This is a genomic window from Chryseobacterium tongliaonense (genome assembly GCF_041224435.1).
Taxonomy (GTDB): Bacteria; Bacteroidota; Bacteroidia; order Flavobacteriales; family Weeksellaceae; genus Chryseobacterium; species Chryseobacterium tongliaoense.
On sequence record NZ_JBGFFD010000002.1, the window covers coordinates 211,907 to 229,790 of the forward strand.

At 40.0% G+C, this 17,884-nt stretch carries 14 protein-coding genes; 2 read left to right on the forward strand and 12 right to left on the reverse strand.

The window, feature by feature from the left end:
• The 6 genes from AB8P06_RS05310 to AB8P06_RS05335 all read right to left on the reverse strand — a co-directional run.
• On the reverse strand, positions 1 to 939 hold a 939-nt coding region (locus tag AB8P06_RS05310), incomplete at its 3' end, for a UDP-glucose--hexose-1-phosphate uridylyltransferase (protein WP_369838888.1).
• Positions 923 to 2,110 (reverse strand): galactokinase, encoded by a 1,188-nt coding sequence (gene galK, locus AB8P06_RS05315; RefSeq protein ID WP_369838890.1) that lies wholly within the window; start codon positions 2,108 to 2,110, stop codon positions 923 to 925. The genes galK and AB8P06_RS05310, both read right to left, overlap by 17 nt.
• Before the next feature lie 68 nt (positions 2,111 to 2,178).
• Positions 2,179 to 3,138, reverse strand: a complete 960-nt coding sequence (locus AB8P06_RS05320) for a transketolase family protein (protein WP_369838892.1) — start codon at positions 3,136 to 3,138, stop codon at positions 2,179 to 2,181.
• 6 nt (positions 3,139 to 3,144) lie between these two features.
• Positions 3,145 to 3,996, reverse strand: a complete 852-nt coding sequence (locus AB8P06_RS05325) for a transketolase (RefSeq protein WP_369838894.1) — start codon at positions 3,994 to 3,996, stop codon at positions 3,145 to 3,147.
• 1 nt (position 3,997) lies between these two features.
• The gene (gene fsa, locus AB8P06_RS05330) at positions 3,998 to 4,654 is read right to left on the reverse strand and encodes a fructose-6-phosphate aldolase (RefSeq protein ID WP_369838896.1); all 657 of its coding nucleotides are present in this window, start codon (positions 4,652 to 4,654) and stop codon (positions 3,998 to 4,000) included.
• A 103-nt stretch (positions 4,655 to 4,757) separates the two neighbouring features.
• Complete coding sequence (locus AB8P06_RS05335; protein ID WP_369840041.1) at positions 4,758 to 5,630, reverse strand: AraC family transcriptional regulator; 873 nt, start codon at positions 5,628 to 5,630, stop codon at positions 4,758 to 4,760.
• Positions 5,631 to 5,789: 159 nt separating this feature from the next.
• On the opposite strand from AB8P06_RS05335, the gene AB8P06_RS05340 reads away from it, so the two are divergent.
• Complete coding sequence (locus AB8P06_RS05340) at positions 5,790 to 6,395, forward strand: hypothetical protein (RefSeq protein ID WP_369838899.1); 606 nt, start codon at positions 5,790 to 5,792, stop codon at positions 6,393 to 6,395.
• Between the two features lie 246 nt (positions 6,396 to 6,641).
• On the opposite strand, the gene AB8P06_RS05345 is transcribed toward AB8P06_RS05340, so the two are convergent.
• From AB8P06_RS05345 to AB8P06_RS05370, 6 genes are read right to left on the reverse strand one after another with little or no spacing between them, the layout of a single operon-like run.
• On the reverse strand, positions 6,642 to 8,678 hold the full coding sequence (locus AB8P06_RS05345) for an alpha-glucuronidase (RefSeq protein WP_369838902.1): 2,037 nt from the start codon (positions 8,676 to 8,678) through the stop codon (positions 6,642 to 6,644).
• A 35-nt stretch (positions 8,679 to 8,713) separates the two neighbouring features.
• Positions 8,714 to 9,679, reverse strand: a complete 966-nt coding sequence (locus AB8P06_RS05350; RefSeq protein WP_369838904.1) for a glycoside hydrolase family 43 protein — start codon at positions 9,677 to 9,679, stop codon at positions 8,714 to 8,716.
• 28 nt (positions 9,680 to 9,707) lie between these two features.
• Positions 9,708 to 10,829 carry an endo-1,4-beta-xylanase gene (locus tag AB8P06_RS05355; RefSeq protein ID WP_369838907.1) on the reverse strand — a complete coding sequence of 374 codons (1,122 nt, stop codon included), beginning with the start codon at positions 10,827 to 10,829 and terminating at the stop codon, positions 9,708 to 9,710.
• Positions 10,830 to 10,863: 34 nt separating this feature from the next.
• Entirely contained in the window at positions 10,864 to 12,309 is a 1,446-nt protein-coding gene (locus AB8P06_RS05360; protein WP_369838910.1) for an MFS transporter, read from the reverse strand.
• A 32-nt stretch (positions 12,310 to 12,341) separates the two neighbouring features.
• Positions 12,342 to 14,249, reverse strand: a complete 1,908-nt coding sequence (locus tag AB8P06_RS05365) for a sialate O-acetylesterase (RefSeq protein ID WP_369838913.1) — start codon at positions 14,247 to 14,249, stop codon at positions 12,342 to 12,344.
• Between the two features lie 40 nt (positions 14,250 to 14,289).
• The gene (locus AB8P06_RS05370) at positions 14,290 to 16,665 is read right to left on the reverse strand and encodes a beta-L-arabinofuranosidase domain-containing protein (RefSeq protein ID WP_369838916.1); all 2,376 of its coding nucleotides are present in this window, start codon (positions 16,663 to 16,665) and stop codon (positions 14,290 to 14,292) included.
• A 531-nt stretch (positions 16,666 to 17,196) separates the two neighbouring features.
• On the opposite strand from AB8P06_RS05370, the gene AB8P06_RS05375 reads away from it, so the two are divergent.
• Positions 17,197 to 17,883, forward strand: coding sequence for an NUDIX hydrolase (locus tag AB8P06_RS05375; RefSeq protein ID WP_369838919.1), 687 nt, complete (start codon positions 17,197 to 17,199; stop codon positions 17,881 to 17,883).
• Position 17,884: the final 1 nt, after the last annotated feature.

A 17,884-nucleotide genomic window follows, 5' to 3' on the forward strand; every position in this document is an offset into this window, starting at 1 on the left:
TTTCACTTCTATGCTTCGAAGTAAGGGTGGATAAAAATGCATATGAAAATGCCATTCAGGATGGTCTTTTCCGTCAGCCGGAGACTGATGAATCCCGGCAGAATATGGAAAAGACGTTTCAAAAAGATTATCATATTTTATGGTAATATTCTTCAATATTTCTGCATAAGACCATTTTTCCTCTTCCGTAAACTGTGTGATATTTCCCATCTTCCTTTTACTGACAATCATTGTTTCATAAGGCCAGGCTGCCCAAAAAGGAACCAGCACCGCAAAGTAATCATTTTCCAGGACAATCCGTTCCCCGGCTTTAATTTCTTCAGTCAGATAATCCTGTAATAAAGAACGGTTATGCTTTTCAAAGTAAGCTTTAAAATTTTCCTGGGTTTTGGCAACCAAGGTCGGAATGGAAGACTGTGCCCAGATCTGGCCATGCGGATGAGGATTGCTGCATCCCATAATGCTTCCTTTATTTTCAAAAATCTGTATATAATTAATGTAATCAAGCGCTTCCAGTTCTCTGTACTGATCCTGCCACAGATCGACCACCTTTTTTATTTCGTCCAGAGACATTTCCGGCAGCGTGAGACTGTGATCTTGAGAAAAGCAGATCACCCTGTTGATCCCCCTTTCGGGTTTAGAGGTAAAAAAAAAGCCGGTGTCCGGTGGTGATTCCACTTGCTCGCTCAGTAAAGCTCCAAAATCATTATCAAAAACATAGGTTCCTTTGTATTCGGGATTCCGGCTTCCGTTTACGCGTAAATTTCCGGAACACAGGTAACAAGACGGGTCATGCGTAGGAAGGTCTTCTTCCGTTACTTTCTCTTTCTGCCCTTGCCAGGGACGGTTGGCCCGCTGTGGTGAAACCAGTATCCATTCATCCAAAAGCGGATTATATCTTCTGTGGGGATGTTTTTTACTGTCAAATGATGTATTCATTGGAGGTATATTCTTTTATTCCTTCAGAGATTTTAACCTGATAAACTTTCATTTCAATATTAAATTTCTTCAGATACTTTTCTTTTACACTATCGATCACGTCATTGATCTTATTCTCCTGTATCAGATTAATACTGCATCCGCCAAATCCACCGCCCATAATCCGGGCTCCCATCACGCCTTCTTCTTTCAGGGCTTCTTCTACCAGGAAATCAATTTCCTGGCAGCTTACCTCAAATTCAGTCGAAAGTCCGTGATGTGTTTCGGTGAGCAGTTGTCCAAGATGCTCAATATTTCTTTGTGATAAGGCTTCAGCTGCTTTTTTAACCCGTTGGGTTTCTTTTAAAAGATACAGACATCTTTTGTAGGAAATAGCGCCCATTTCATTTTTCACTTCATTCAACATTGACAAAGTAAAGTCCCTGAATTTTTTTACGTCAGGAAACCGTTTTCCTAAAACCGCTTTGCCACGCTCCACATCTTTTCTTCTTTCGTTATAGCCGGAGGTAAGATGACTGTGCTTTACACAACTGTCGAACAGCACCAGACCATATCCCTCAAGATTTGCGTTATAGTATTCATATTCCAGTGAGTGGCAGTCCAGCATTATTGCATTGTTTTCCTTCCCGAAAACTGAAGCAAACTGGTCCATAATCCCACACTGTACTCCAACAAAGGTGTGTTCTGATTTTTGCCCGATCAGTGCAATTTCATTTTTTGAAAGCTGAAGATCAAATAGTGTATTCAGTATGTATGCAAAACCGCATTCAAGAGCTGCTGAAGAAGAAAGCCCAGATCCCATTGGAATCGTACTGCTGAAAACGACTTCCATCCCGCACAGTTGCTCCTTCATCTTCTGTACCTGGCTGTAAACTCCTAAAATAAAGTTCATCCACAACTGCTCAACCGGTTCAGCCTGAAGGGTGACATCAAAGGAATATTGTTCCCCTAAATCTTTGGCAACAATTTTACAGATATGGGTATCCGGAATCTTCCGGACAGCAAAACAAATGTATTTATCTATGGCAGCAGGCAATACAAAACCATCGCTGTAATCCACATGCTCACCGATTATATTGATTCTTCCCGGGGAAAGAAAAATATGTTCCGGCTCTGCATCAAATTCAGATCTGAATGTTTTTGTAGTTGAGCTGATCAGCTGTTCGTGCATGGTATTTTTTCTTTACTGAAATGAATATATCAGACTATAAAACTAATAAATTCATTCCGAAAACTATTTTATTTTTCTTTTCTTTGAATCACTTTTATGACGGCTTTTACAATAGCATCAGCATTAAGTCCGTATTTTTCCATCAGCTGTTCAGGTGTTCCGCTTTCTCCGAAGGTATCATCAACAGCTACATACTCCTGGGGAACTAAGTAATTCGTGATTAAAAGTTGGGCTACACTGTCTCCCAAACCTCCCAGTCTGTTGTGCTCTTCTGCTGTAACAACACAGCCTGTTTTTTTCACTGAGTCAAGGATTGCTCCGGCATCCAACGGTTTAATGGTATGAATATTAATAATTTCAGCATCAATACCTTGCTCTTCCAATATTTCCCCTGCTTTAATGGCTTCCCAAACCAAATGTCCGGTTGCTATAATCGTTACATCCTTACCTTCGTTTACCATCCAGGCTTTACCGATCTCAAATTTCTGATCTTCCGGAGTAAAAACAGGAAGCACCGGCCTTCCGAAACGGAGGTATACGGGACCGTCATAATCTGCTATGGCAAGTGTGGCAGCTTTTGTCTGGTTAAAATCGCAGGTATTGATAACCGTCATTCCTGGAAGCATTTTCATAAGACCGATATCTTCAAGGATCTGATGTGTCGCTCCGTCTTCACCGAGGGTAAGGCCTGCATGGGAAGCACAGATTTTTACATTTTTATCTGAATAAGCCACCGACTGGCGGATCTGGTCATATACCCTTCCCGTAGAGAAGTTGGCAAACGTTCCTGTAAACGGGATTTTCCCTTCTATAGCCAATCCTGCTGCGATCCCGATCATATTGGCTTCTGCAATCCCGATCTGGAAAAATCTTTCCGGAGCTTTTTCAATGAATTTTTCCATTTTCAGAGACCCGACGAGATCTGCACAAAGGGCTACAACCTCCGGATTTTTATCTGCAAGCTCCGCCAGGCCTTCTCCAAAGCCGCTCCGGGTATCTTTTTTTTCTGTATACGTATATTTTTTCATAATTGTTTAATAGTCTCCAAGGGTTTCTTCCAGTTGTTCCAGTGCTTTTGCCAGCTGCTCATCATTCGGGGCTTTCCCGTGCCATGCGTGGCTTCCCATCATATAATCTACTCCATATCCCATTTCAGTTTTCAGGAGAATGCAGACAGGCTGTCCTTTAAATGCCAAAGATTTTGCTTCATCCAAGACTTTCAGAACCTCTTCTATATCATTTCCTTTCTCAGCCTCCAATACTTTCCAGTCAAAAGCTTCAAATTTTGCCTTAAGATTTCCGAGTGATAAAACTTTTGAAGTAGGTCCGTCAATCTGTTGGCCGTTATAATCTACTGTAGCAATAAGATTATCAACTTTATTGTGAGAGGCATACATGATGGCTTCCCAGATTTGCCCTTCCTGCAGCTCACCATCTCCATGAAGGCTGAAAACAAGATTCTCGTCCTTATTCAGTTTTTTACCAAGGGCATGACCTATGGCAACAGACATTCCCTGTCCTAAAGATCCTGAAGCAATGCGTACTCCCGGAAGATGCTCATGGGTAGTGGGATGCCCCTGCAGCCTGGAATTCAATTTGCGGAAAGTTTTCAGTTCAGATTTTTCAAAATATCCGGCATGAGCCAGAACACTGTAGAAAACCGGAGAAATATGTCCATTGGAAAGATAAAAGACATCTTCTCCTTTTCCTGTCATATCAAACCCTTCTTTTCTTTTCATCTTATCAAAATAAAGGGCTACCAGAAAATCGGTACAGCCAAGAGAGCCCCCCGGATGGCCGGACTGGCAGGCATGCACCATTCTTACAATATCTCTTCTTACCTGTGAAGCAATATTTTTCAGTTTTGAAATTGTATGATCTGTCATATTAGTGTTTCATTTTTTCTGAATCTTTGATAAACTGTTCCAAACCACTATCAGTAAGCGGATGTTTCAGCAATGACAATATAGGCTGTAAAGGGCACGTAACCACATCCGCACCTAATTTTGCACAGTTGATGATATGCATGCTGTGTCTTACGGATGCAGCCAGGATCTGAGTTTCATATCCATAATTATCATAAATGGTTCTGATCTCTTCGATCAGGTGAAGGCCATCGGTAGATACATCATCCAGCCTTCCCAGAAACGGAGAGACATAAGTAGCTCCCGCTTTTGCAGCAAGTAAAGCCTGCCCCGCAGAAAACACCAGAGTACAGTTTGTCTTGATTCCTTTTTCTGAAAAATACCTGATTGCCCTGATCCCGTCCTTAGTCACAGGAACTTTCACAACAATCTGAGGATTCAAAGCTGCAAGCTCCTCTCCTTCTGTGATCATTTCTTCATAAGTAACTCCTAAAACTTCGGCACTTACATCTCCGTCTACAATTTCACAGATACTCAGGTAGTGATTTAATATATCTTCTTTTCCGGAAATACCTTCTTTTGCCATAAGTGAAGGGTTTGTAGTAACCCCGTCCAAAACACCCAAAGCATTGGCTTCCTCTATCATAGCAAGATTAGCCGTGTCAATAAAAAATTTCATAAATAATATAGCGTTAATTTTATAAGTGTTAAAGTTACACTTATTTTATTTAATCGGATGCTTTATTATTTAAGTTTTTATCATTCTTAATCCGGAAATTTTCTTATTCAATAAAATAATTGAATTCTTTTCTGTATTGGGAAGGACTTTTTTTGATATATTCCTTAAAGGTTTTATTAAAATAGCTGAAATTGTTGAACCCGGATTCAAAGCAGACTTCCGTAATGCTTAAAGGCTGTTCTGCAAGCAGCTTCAGAGCGTGTGTGATCCTGTATTCATTCACAAACTGGGTAAAGGTTTTATTGGTGATTTTTTTAAAATACCGGCAGAAGGAAGGAACCTTCATATTGGCCAATTCTGCCATCTCATCCAATGTGATCTGCTCTCTGAAATGGTCTTTTACAAAATTGAAAATAATATTTATCCTTTCATTATCCTCTACCTGAGTCTGCAGATAGTATTTTCCGGCATTCAGAATTCTGTAGTCCTGCGTCGTGGCAAGTGTGTCCAGAATCTCCAAAAACCGGAGAAGCTTATCGAGCGAAGAAGCTTCATGCATCTGTACAATTTTATTCCCAACCTGTTTTTTCACCTCTTCACCGTACACTATTCCGGCTTTGGATTTATCGAGCAGGCTTGCAATCCTGTTCATTTCCGGAGCTTTCCAGAGCGCATCGCCCAAAAAATCAGGTTTAAACTGAAGCACCATCTCATATTCATTATTCGTATTCTCGTTTGTTAAGCCGCAATGTGGCAGGTTGCTTCCAATCAGCACCAGGTCTCCGTCTGAAAAATAGGAAATATTACTCCCGATCTGTCTTTTTCCAGAACCTCCGCAGACAAAAATCAACTCAACCTCAGGATGATAATGCCATACATGGGATTTAATGTTACCGTTCCGAAGAAATTTCAGACTGGTAAAACTGCTTCCGATATTAGGATTAATGATTTCAAATGCGGGATTTGAGTGTTTCATCATAAACAAGTTTATATGCACAAATTTAACAATTAAAATATAATTAACACCAATACAAGGTTAAAATAAAACATATATATGAAAATTATCTTGTAGAATACTATGAATTACCGCTTTATATTTGCAATATAAATAGCTGATAATAAAAAACTTACCATTATGAATAAATTATTAAAATATGGCTTTCTTGCCGGATTCTTATTGATCTCAGCAAGTTTGATGAGTAAAGACAAAGACTTTACGCTTTCTTTTGGAAATGTAACGGCTAAAACTTTAAATTTTGAAGTATCCAATGCACAAAATATCTCACTGTTGATCTACAATGATGTAGACGGAGAATTATTTTCCGAGAAAACAGGCGTTGAAGATCATATCGCAAAATCTTATGACCTTGCGAATCTGTCTACAGGGACTTACTACCTGGTGGCTGAGTCTGATTATAAAATTGAAAAATATAAAATAAGCATCAGCAGAAACAACACCATGCTGGTTGAAAAAACACCTGTTACAGATATCAGTAAGCCGCAATATAACGTTTCGGGGAATGTCGTAAAGCTGCATATGTCCGGCCTGAAAAACGGCATCCAGGTTTCCGTGTCTGATTTTTCAGACAATGTTTATTATACTTCCAACAAAAAAAGCGTTGATGGAGAATTTGACCTGACTTTTAATCTGAATCCGAATACTTCTGAAAATTATATTATCAGCGTTGAACAAAACGGAAATACTTTCAACAAGGTTATTTCCCTAAGACCATCTTTTTAAACCTTATATTTCAACTAATTATATTATAGACAATTCTGCTCATTTTGCAGCGGAATATAAATTTTACGTACAATCAAATTTTGTCTGATGCAACCCTTCTTTTTTAAATCACGGAGAATGGGTTGCTTTTTTTTAAGGTAACTATCACCACTTTTTATAACGCAAAATTTTTAAAATCCGACTGCTGTATTTTAAAGCAATAAGCTACTATGAAGCATTCTTTGAAAATCTATTGATAAGTGTATTTTAATTATGATGGGTCATATCAAGTTTAATTTTCTTCAGATCTTCAAGCTTGTGAACCGGAGGCTCTATACCGTAAGGAATCGGCATCTTTGAAAAAGTCTGAAAATAAAGCAGACAGGCATCTTTCCACCAGACGGCGTCTTTTGACTGAATTTTCAGCTTTGACTGAACTGCCATAAAACGTTCTCTATCTACATAAGGTTCCATTGTATCCCATGTTTTCTGATATTCACGTACTTGTTGCACGCCGCTTTCGTATTTATAACACAATTCATCCCATAAAGTTTTTCCATCATTCATTTTGTAATCCCAGGGAACATGATGGAACCAAAGAATGAGATTTTCCGGACAGGTTTTTAGATTTCCATAGGTTTCATTTAATGGCGGAAAGTACTGGGAAACCGCATTGCTTCCGCTCTTTGTTCTGTCGAATCCGATCCCCTGAATATCCGCCTTATGGTAATAAACCGGAGACCAGTCCGGTCTTACGCCTTTGTAATCTCCCCACGGTTCCGGGCCGTAATGATGACCTCCGGCAAAAATATGGTGTAAGCCAAGCGGCATCATATAATCTACAGCGGTTTCTCTTGATGAAAGCATCATTTGTTTTACCGGATCCAGGAAATTCCGGTCGTCTGTAAAGGTCATCCTGATCCATTCATCAGCAATCTGTTCGGAGGTGAGCTCATGATTCCAGGCCAGTCTTCCGAATGCATACCAGTTGGCCTGTGCAAAATGATGGCCGGTCCAGTTTTTATCTTCCCCGATATTGGCAACAGCAGAAATGGCGGTAATTTTTGCAGGTCTTAATGTGCCGTCCGTAATTTTAGCAATGGTAGAGCCTTTGCCTTCTGAGTACGTATCACTTTCCAAAGTTTCTTTCAATAAAGGCGCGAGATACACCAAATGATTGGAAAATCCGAGATATTCCTGGGTAATCTGAAATTCCACCATTTCGGAAGTCTTTCTGAGTGCCCCGAACAAGGGATTAAAAGGTTCACGAGGCTGAAAATCAACGGGTCCGTTTTTAATCTGTATAATGACATTATCCCTGAATTGACCGTCTAAGGGCACAAATTCCAGATGGGCCTGCTTGGCTCTGTCATCTTTGCTCGGACTGTACACAAAAGCCCGCCACATCACAATTCCGCCGTAGGGTTTCAGAACATCAGCCATCATATTGGCTCCGTCTGCATGGGTTCTTCCGTAATCCTGTGGTCCCGGCTGTCCTTCGGAATTGGCTTTTACCAGAAATCCTCCGAAATCCGGGATTAGTTTATAAATTTCGGAAGCTTTGTCTTTCCACCATTTCTGTACCTCTTTGTTTAAGGGATCTGAATTTTCAAGGTTTCCCAATACTTTAGGTGATGAAAAATTGACCGATAGATACACTTTTATCCCATATGGGCGAAAGATGTCCGCCAGTGCCTTTACTTTTACCAGGTAATCCGTTCGCAGCATATTCGGTGATGTGTTGACGTTATTAAGAACAACAGCATTAATGCCTATGGAAGCATTGGCTCTTGCATATTCCTGATACCGGGGAGAAATAGTACCCGGCAGTTGTTCCCATTTCCATAAAGATCGGCCGGCATATCCTCTTTCAATGCTTCCGTCAAGGTTATCCCAGTGATTCAGGATCCTTACATCGTATGAAGGCTTTTCTGTACTATTTATATTTTTAATGTCAGATTTCGTCTGCTGAAGCCGGAGAATATGATAGACTCCGTATAACAGCCCGATTTCTTTTCCGGCAGAAATGGTAATTTTTTCAGGGGTAGAGGTAATTTTGAAGCCGTCTTTCAGGTTTGTCAGCGATTTTTCGGTACGGAGTTCTACAGACTGTCCCTGCCAATGCCTGATCAGCTCTTTTCTGGCAATATCAATGGTTGGACTTTTTCCTTTAGAAATAATTTTGTCCGCCGAAATTCCTTTTTGTGTATCAGGGAAACGAAGCCAGAGCCTGCTGCCGTCTTCTGCGGAAAGCAGCAACGGAAACAACAATAATAGAGTGATATAGAAACGGAAATTACGCATGCCGGTTTTTTATTTGATCAGATTATATATTTTTATTAATCCAGCCCCTGAATGGTTTGGATGGTTCCGTCTTCATTATATTCAAGCTCAATGACTTTCATACTTCTAAGCCATGTTCTTCCTCCACTCGGAACACTGTCATGATAAAACAGATACCATTTTCCTTTGAACTCAACAATGCTGTGGTGGGTTGTCCACCCTACCACCGGTGTAAGAATAACGCCCTGATAAGTAAATGGTCCATAGGGATTATCTCCTGTTGCATAGCACAGAAGATGGGTATCTCCTGTAGAATATGAGAAATAATAGGTGCCATTGTGTCTGTGTACCCATGAAGCTTCGAAAAAACGATGCTCATCACCATGAAGCAGTGGATTTCCGTCTTTGTCAATAATCAGAACATCTTTCGGCTCTTCTGCAAATTCCAGCATATCTTCACTCAGCAAAGCAATCTTTGAACTGATCGCAGGTTCATTATCCGCGGGAATCACCGCTGATTCCAATGCTTTATTGTTCCTGTAACGTTGGAGCTGCCCACCCCATATTCCTCCGAAATACATATAATATTTCCCGTTATCTTCAAAAATACAGGGATCTATGCTGTAGCTTCCCATCATGGGATGTTTTTCAGGTACGAAAGGTCCGTAAGGTTTGTCACTTACTGCCACTCCGATACGGAAAATATCATTTTTATCTTTTAAAGGAAAGTACATATAGTATTTTCCATTTTTGAAGGCTACATCACAATCCCACAGCTGACGTCCGGCCCACGGGATATCTTTCACAGAAAGTACCGCTCCATGATCCGTAATTTCACCATTATCTATATCATCCAATGAGAATACATGATAATCATTCATATCGAAATGATCTCCGTTGTCATTTTCTTCGATTCCGCTTTCACGGTCGTGAGACGGATAAATGTACAGTTTATCTTCAAAAACATGTACGGAAGGATCTGCCATATAATCTTTAGGAAATAAATATTTTGATTTTTTCATGATGATAACTTGAAATTCTTATTTACAATTAATTTTTTTCTGCCAATTTTATAATTTTCTCTACAACAGGTTTTGCCTGGTCTTTTCTGTCAAAAAGCAATGGGTAGTCAGTTCTTCCTTTTACGGGAAAATCATTTTTCCAGGACTGTTTATCGGTAACACCCCATAATGTCACTCTTCTGATTTTATCTTTATTCTTTAAAAACAGGCGGAAAAAGTCGAGATAGCGGTTTTCCCACCGGGATTCCACACCCGCAGGAAGACCATTTGTGTAAGGGTTCATTTCTTTTTTAAAGGCAACCGTATCTGAAATATTGGCGGAACTGCCCCACGGTGAAGGTAAAGCACTGATCTCCAGCTCTGTGATATTAACTTTCACTCCCGCCTGGGAATAAGCAAGAATGGCTTTCTCATATTCTTCCATTGAGGGTGAATCCATTCCCACATGTGCCTGCATTCCTACCCCATCGATACGGATTCCTCTGGATTTAAAGTCTTTAACCATTTTTACCACAGTTGCCACTTTACCAGGATGCCATTCGTTATAATCGTTGTAATACAGTTCCGCATCCGGATCAGCTTCATGAGCATACTGAAATGCCAAAGGAATAAATTCTTCCCCCAGGATTTCGTAGAACTTGGATTTCCGGTAAGAACCGTCTTCCATGATCGCCTCATTCACTACATCCCAGCCTTTCACTCTTCCTTTGTACCGGGAAACAACAGTCGTAATATGGCTTTTCATTCTCTGCTTCAGAACCTCGGGCGACACCTCTTTCCCGTTTTGATCTGTAAAAAACCATTTGGGTAACTGGGAGTGCCAGATTAAGGTATGGCCTATAATAAACATATTATTTTTCTCTCCGAAAGAAACAAATCTGTCCGCATCATCGAAAAAAAATTCACCTTCCTGTGGCTGAAGGAACATGCTTTTCATGCAGTTCTCAGCAACTATGGAGCTGAATTGATTTTTAATGATCTGCACTGCTTTCGCATCAGTTCCGTCAATCTGGGGCAGGCTCATGGCTGTTCCGATGTAGAATTTATTTTTATAAGCTGTTTTGAGTGAAGCATCCGAGTGGTTAGCATTTGCTGTTTTACAGGAATACCCAAGAGTCGCAACAACCACTATTGAAATTATACGTTTCATATTATTTTTATTCTCCTATTAAAGCTGATCATTTTTATTTTCTTCTTTCCGCCAGTTCTTTTTCAATCTGGATTTCCATTTTCTTATTTATTTTATAGAATAAGAGCAGTCCGCAGGCGATAAAGAACGGTATGGAAGGAAATATACTGACCAGCAATCTTGATCCTTCCGCTACGGTTTCAGGCTGAATTACATTTTCCGTTCCGCCGGTAGAGATGTAGCCATATTTACCTATAATAAAGGCAACAAGTGAGCTGCCGATACTTAGACCTACTTTTAATCCTACCATCATAGCAGAGAAAATAATAGCTGTTGCCCTGCGGTTATTTTTCCATTCCGAATAGTCTGCAACATCTGCAATCATAGCCCACAAAATCGGGGTACTGATCCCGTAAAAAAAGCCGTGTAAGATTTGGGATAGAAACATGATACCTACTGCTTTCGGTGGATAAAAGATAAAAAACAAAACAAATAAGGTGGAGATAAAAAGTGAGGCGATAAAAGTATCGCGTTTTCCGTATTTATCTGCAAATCTTTTAGAGAATGTAATTCCTACAATCATCATGATAATTCCGCCTGCATTAAATAATCCAAAGCCTGCCGATCTGGGATCTTCTCCAAAGAAATTCATTCCGATTGAGTTGAAAAAAGAAGTTATGGGCGAAATAAAGTTTTTAAGCGAATCACTATCCACATAATTATTGAAATAATACACATAAGACCCTCCTTTCATCGCCAGTGTGATAAATATAAATGCGGTCACCGTCAGCATAATGATCCATGGTCTGTTTCCGAAAAGATCTTTTAAATCTTCTTTTAAACTGGATTTTTGCTCAGGTTTCGGAATAATCCTTTCTTTTGTGGTAAAGAATGTGATCAACAGCATCACTGAACCGATAACAGCCAGCCATGTCATTACCGTTTCTATGCCGGCAGCTTTGTCACCGTTTCCTACAGACAGGATAATGGGCAGCATAAATACCTGAACAAAGAACTGCGCAAACATCACCGCTACGAACCGGTAGGAAGAAATACTGTTTCTTTCACCCATATCACCGGTAATCACTCCACTCAAGGCTGCGTAGGGTAAATTGTTGGATGCGTACAACAACAATAATAATGAATAGGTTGCAGCTGCATAGATCATTTTGCCCTGATAAGAAAAATCGGGAGTGCTGAAAGCAAAGAGAGCTGCCAGACCAAGCGGAACAGCCGTCCATAAAATCCATGGACGAAATTTTCCCCATTTTGTATGGGTACGATCCGCCAAAGCCCCGATAAGCGGATTGAATCCGAATCCCGCAATTAATCCTACAACGAGGGTGATAATGGACGCATCTTCTGCTTTTAATCCGTAAATATCTGTGTAAAAATAAGCCAGATACGTCACCAGTGTCTGGAAAACCAGATTGGCCGCGAGATCACCTAAACTGTAACCTACTTTTTCTATAACTGATATTTTTTGTGGCTGATTATTCATTTCGGGGTATATAATTCTGTTTATAATTAATTTTATTCTGTAGTAAAAGGTGATGCTGGAAGTCCTTCTTTATTTTTAAGGTTCCCGTCAGGATTATCTGCCCAGTCATATCTGACTGCAACAGGATTGTTGATCCCATCGTTCCAGACTATAATCTTATTACCTTCTATTCTGGCTTTTGCCCATTGGTACTGACCGTCATTTGATTTGATGGAAAACCCCTTCAATTCTGAAACCGGAGCTAAATGATCCGTTCCGGGCTTAAAGGAAAGAATGATTTGACTTCCTTCTGTTTTCATGGACTGATAGACAGGGCCGTCTGCAACGATATTTTTTTCACCGGCAAATTTCAACGCCTGTAAAGCGAGCCTGTCCCCAATCGCTTTTTTATTTAAGGGATGTATATCATTCCATTCGCCGACATCAATGCCTACAGCAAGTCCTGTATTGGGAACACGGACAGAAACTTTTCGCTGCTGTTCTCTGAGTTCCGCCCAGTTACTTTCCACCGGCTGGCTTTTCTGCTCCATAAAATTAGCCAGCTGTACAATGAGGAAGGGTGCATTTTTTTCATCCCATTTAGAACGCCAGTCTGTAATCATTGTTGTGAGTAAATCTGCATATTCTTCCGGTTTTCCTGTATTGCTTTCTCCCTGATACCAGAGGAAACCTGTAATTTTATAATTGATGAGCGGATGTATCATGGCGTTATAAAGCCCTACGGGTTTCCAGCGTATGAAGGTTTGTCCGGGAGCCATTCTCTCCATTTTAGCGCTTATTTTATACTTCCACTCTCCTTTTAAATCTATTTTCTGACCGTCTGTTTCAAGATAATAGGGCTTATCGGCAATGAACGCTCCTTTTCCGCTTCCGTTGGTGACTTTTACTGCAATTATATTTTTTCCTTCTTTTAAAACGCCTGCCGGAACTTCATACCAGCGCGGCGGATATTCGTATGTTACATTTCCTACCTTTACTCCGTTAATGTAAGTCACATCTGCATCTTTTATTCTTCCCATATTTAAAAATGCAGATTTTTTCTCAGCTCCTTTGGGTAAGGTAATTTCTTTTCTGAACCATATCGAACCATCAAAAGACCCTTCTTTATCTTCCCATGATCCGGGAATATCCATGGTCTTCCAGCCGGAATCATTAAGGTCAGAACTTTCCCAGTGCTGATTTAACCCGATATCACTCTGATTAAGCTCTTCATACCAGGCTTTGCTGAGTGCCTGCTCGGTAGATTCGGTAGACCGGATAAGGCCATCATCCTGCCATTTTTTTGCTTCATTCAGATATTCAGGGTATTTTTTGAGTGAGTTTTCATCCATCCAGGCCTGTACCGGAGACCCTCCCAAGCTGGTGTGGATAATTCCTACCGGAACTTTATTTTTCTCGTTAAGTTGCTTTGCAAAAAAATAAGCAACTCCTGAAAAATTAAGGATAGTCTGAGGATTTGTAGCTTCCCACTTCCCTCCGTCCAGATCATCCTGTGCTGTTTTAAAATTGTATTTTTGAGGAACTGTAAAAAATCGTATATTCTGATTATCAGCATTTTTAATCTCATTTCCGTAGAGCGGCATCAGCCTGCGCATCGGAAGTTCCATATTCGACTGTCCGGAAGCTACCCAGACATCACCTATCAGAATATCTTTAAGGGTAATGTCGTTGATGGTCATTGTAAACGGTCCGCCTGCCTTAAGCTCGGGAAGCATAATTTTCCAGTTCCCGTTTTCATCGGCAGCAGTCATATAGCTTTTATTGAGAAACTTCACCGCTACTTTTTCTCCTGCATCTGCTTTGCCCCAGATTTTCAGTTTCTGGTTTCTCTGGAGAATCATTCCGTCAGAGACCAGGGCAGGCAGTTTTACGCGGGCCTGCAGTAAAGAAATAGTACAGATAATAAAAAATAATACAATTTTGGATCTATTTATTTTCATGGCTGATGATCTGATTTTAATTTTTTACTTTTTTTACGGATTATTTATTTTCATATTTCCGGTTAAGCAGCCTTACCTCGATTATTTTTGAAGTCATAGCCTGATTTTCTGAGAAAAATTTCACCGTAAGGATTGCTTTATTTTTTTCGGAGTCGGGAATGGGTAAAAGAATATATTGGGATATATTTCCAGACTTACCTTCCAGCTTTCTGGAAATCAATTTCTGACCATTGATCTCTACATTAAGAACCCGGCCGCTGTTGTCATCAAAATAGGATACATACAGATATTCTGCATCTTTTCCGGGATTTTTCATCTGATAACTGAACCATCTTTTGGCATTACGGAAATGGCGGTCTTCCATATATCCGGTATCGGAGTCTTTACTATCCATAAAATGATCTGCTTCCGGCTGCTGCTCTCCTAACTGGATTTTATCAGCCGTCATCTTATCCAGTTTCCCGGTTTCTTCTTCCTCCCGGGCTTTCTGTTTCTGAATGGTTTCTATTTTATTTCTATCGGCTTGCGGCCAATACATAATATATCTTTCTTCGTGTATTGTATAGAATGGGACCAGCTGGAATCCGCTGCTGAATTTATTTTCAGGATAAAGCCCCGTAAGATTGAAAGTCAGGTTTTCTCCGTCTGCAGGTTTTACATGACTTACAACAGCTGAAGAATTCCCCATAATAACGGGTATGTCATTGAGTGGAATCTGTGTACCGTGAGCAATGTGCCCGCCACGACTGTCATCAGCAAAAAGACCATCCTGATTCTCCTTTCCGTATCTGGCAGCAAGAACCACCGGACCGTATTTAAATGCATAATAATCCGAATGATCCGGCAGCTGCTCGGCAGAAAGATGCATGGGTAATTTCATTTCTACCGTATCCCCTTTCTTCCATTTTCTGGTTAAAGTAAAATATCCGGCTGAATCCGACTGTACTTTTTCTTCTTTCCCGTTTACTGAAATTTTTACTTCGGAAGGGATGACCCATCCCGGGCAACGTAGTTTTAAATTAACATCAGATTTACCCACCACGTCAAAAACGAGTTTTGTTTCCGGTATTTCCGGAAAATTATTTTCCTGCCGGAGCAGAAGTTTTTTTTCTGCCCATTGAACCGCTGAAGGAATGAACAGGTTGATGTATAAATCACGATCAGAATGAGCATAAATCATTTCTCCATATTTGGCATGATTTTCCATACCGGAGCCCACACAGCACCAGAAGCTGGTATCAGGTTGTGAATACACCCTGTAGTGTCCCGGGCGCATCGGTGTAAAATAGACAAAGCCTCCTTTTTCCGTATTCTGTGTGGAAAGGATATGATTGTATAATGCACGCTCATAATAATCCATATAATAAGATTTGGGCAGCGTAGCAAACAGCGCTTTGGTGAGCTTGAGCATATTATAGGTATTGCAGGTTTCCGGCCCTTCTATGCTTTTTATCATCCCGCTGAAATCGGTTACCGGGTTAAAATGCTCACTGACACTGTTTCCGCCGATGACGGAAGATCGTTTTTCCGTTACGTTGTGCCAAAAAAAATCTGCTGCATTGCTCCAGGCTGTATTATTTTCCAAATCAGCAATACGTTTGTAGCCGATTACTTTCGGGATTTGTGTATTGGCATGCATTCCGGTAAGGTTGTCTTCCTCCGACAAAAGAGGATTGAGTACCGCTTGATGTGAAAACCTGTGGGCAAGCTGCAGGTATTTTTTATCCTGTGTGATTTCATAAACATCTGCAAAAACCTCATTCAACCCGCCATGCTCACTCTTCAACATTTCCTGAATCTGCTGATCGGAAAGTCCGGAAACTTCGTTAATCATCCAGTCGGTAAGCCTGATCAGCATTTTTTTTGCTTTATCACTTCCTGCATACCAATAGGCATCGCGCAAACCTGCATAGATTTTGTGAATATTGTAAAGCGGAACCCAGCGATCATTTAACCCGAACCCTGAAGCCCGGATATTTCCTTCTGCTATTTCTTTCCAGATCTTTTTGCCGGCCGGGATTCCTGAAATATATCCGCTTCCGGATGCATTCTGGCAATTTTCCAGGATGTCAATCATGTATTCAAGTCTTTGCTTAACTTTTGTATCTCCGGTAGCGGCATACATGAGTGAAAGAGCTGAAATATAATGTCCGCCAATATGCCCGTCAAGACCTGTATTTTCCCAGTTGGGGTAATTATTATCTTTAGTTTTTAAGCCTGCCTCTTTAAGATAAGGAGCTAACAGCCTGTCAGGATTCATAGACATGATATAATTTCTGTCTGTCTGCATGGCTTTACTGAACATACTTTCTGACAAGTGTACAGCATTCAGGGGAAAATAACTGACTTTCTGCTTTACCTGCGCAAAGGCAAATGAAGTAAAACTTAACAATACTATTGAAAGGTTTTTGTGCATGAGTAGATATCGTTCAATATTTATAAAAGTAAAAGAAAGAATCTGAATACCCAACGATTTGAGGGCTTCACCAATCCGTATCACCACAGTATAATGCATAAAATAACTCTAAAATCAATTAAACAAAAAGACCTTATCATAAAAAATAAGAATATCAAAACCGGTAAATCATTTCGCTTATCTATCTATAGTATTTGTATATAAATCAATACAAAGATTTTTGGAAAGCAACTCTGTGGCAGACTTGCGAGGCTTATCGTATTTTTAACGGTATCCCTTTAAAGCTGATCCTATGTGAACAGAATTATTAAAAACTGAAACTTTAACACAATTTTAACATTAAGTTCATTTATTTTTAATGCATTTCCTAAATAATTTACCGGTTTCTGTCGTTTTTTTTTCTCCCGGAAACACGTTATAATTGCCTATTTTCTGTTCATCCGGCAGAAAAAGTGTAAATATCACATTTATTTATTAAAATGATTCTGTTCAGCCTAAAAAAAATTACCTTTGCATAAAATCAAACAAGAGATGAAGGAGAATTATTCAAATTATCCTAAACACCTGGTCGCAGTAGACTGTATTATTTTTGGGTTTGACGGCGAAAACCTTAATATTCTTCTTATAAAAAGAAATTTTGAACCCCAGAAGGGAGAATGGTCTTTGATGGGAGGCTTCATCGGCAGTGATGAGACTTCTGACGAAGCGGCCAACAGGGTCCTGAATGCTCTGACAGGGTTGGAAAATATTTATCTTGAACAGCTGAATTCGTACACCCAAATAGACCGTGAGCCTACAGCCCGCATCATCTCGATATCCTATTATGCCCTGATCAATATTGAAAAGAATATTCAGATCAATGAAAAATACAATGCCCAGTGGTTTGAACTTCAAAATTGTCCACATCTTATTTTTGATCACAACGAAATGGTAAAAGATGCTGTGTTAAGACTCAGAAGAAGAGCCTCGACAAGGCCGATAGGTTTTGAACTGCTGCCGGAAAAATTCACGATGAAAGATCTTCAGAGCCTTTACGAAGCCATATTTAATGAAAAGTATGACAAGCGTAATTTTACCAGCAAGATCAATGCGATGGATATTCTGGTCAATACCAATGAGAAAGACATGAATTCTTCTAAAAAAGGGTCTTTTCTTTACCGCTTTGATGAAGAAAAATATAATAAAAAGATTGCGCAGGGCTTCATGTTTAAGATTTAAC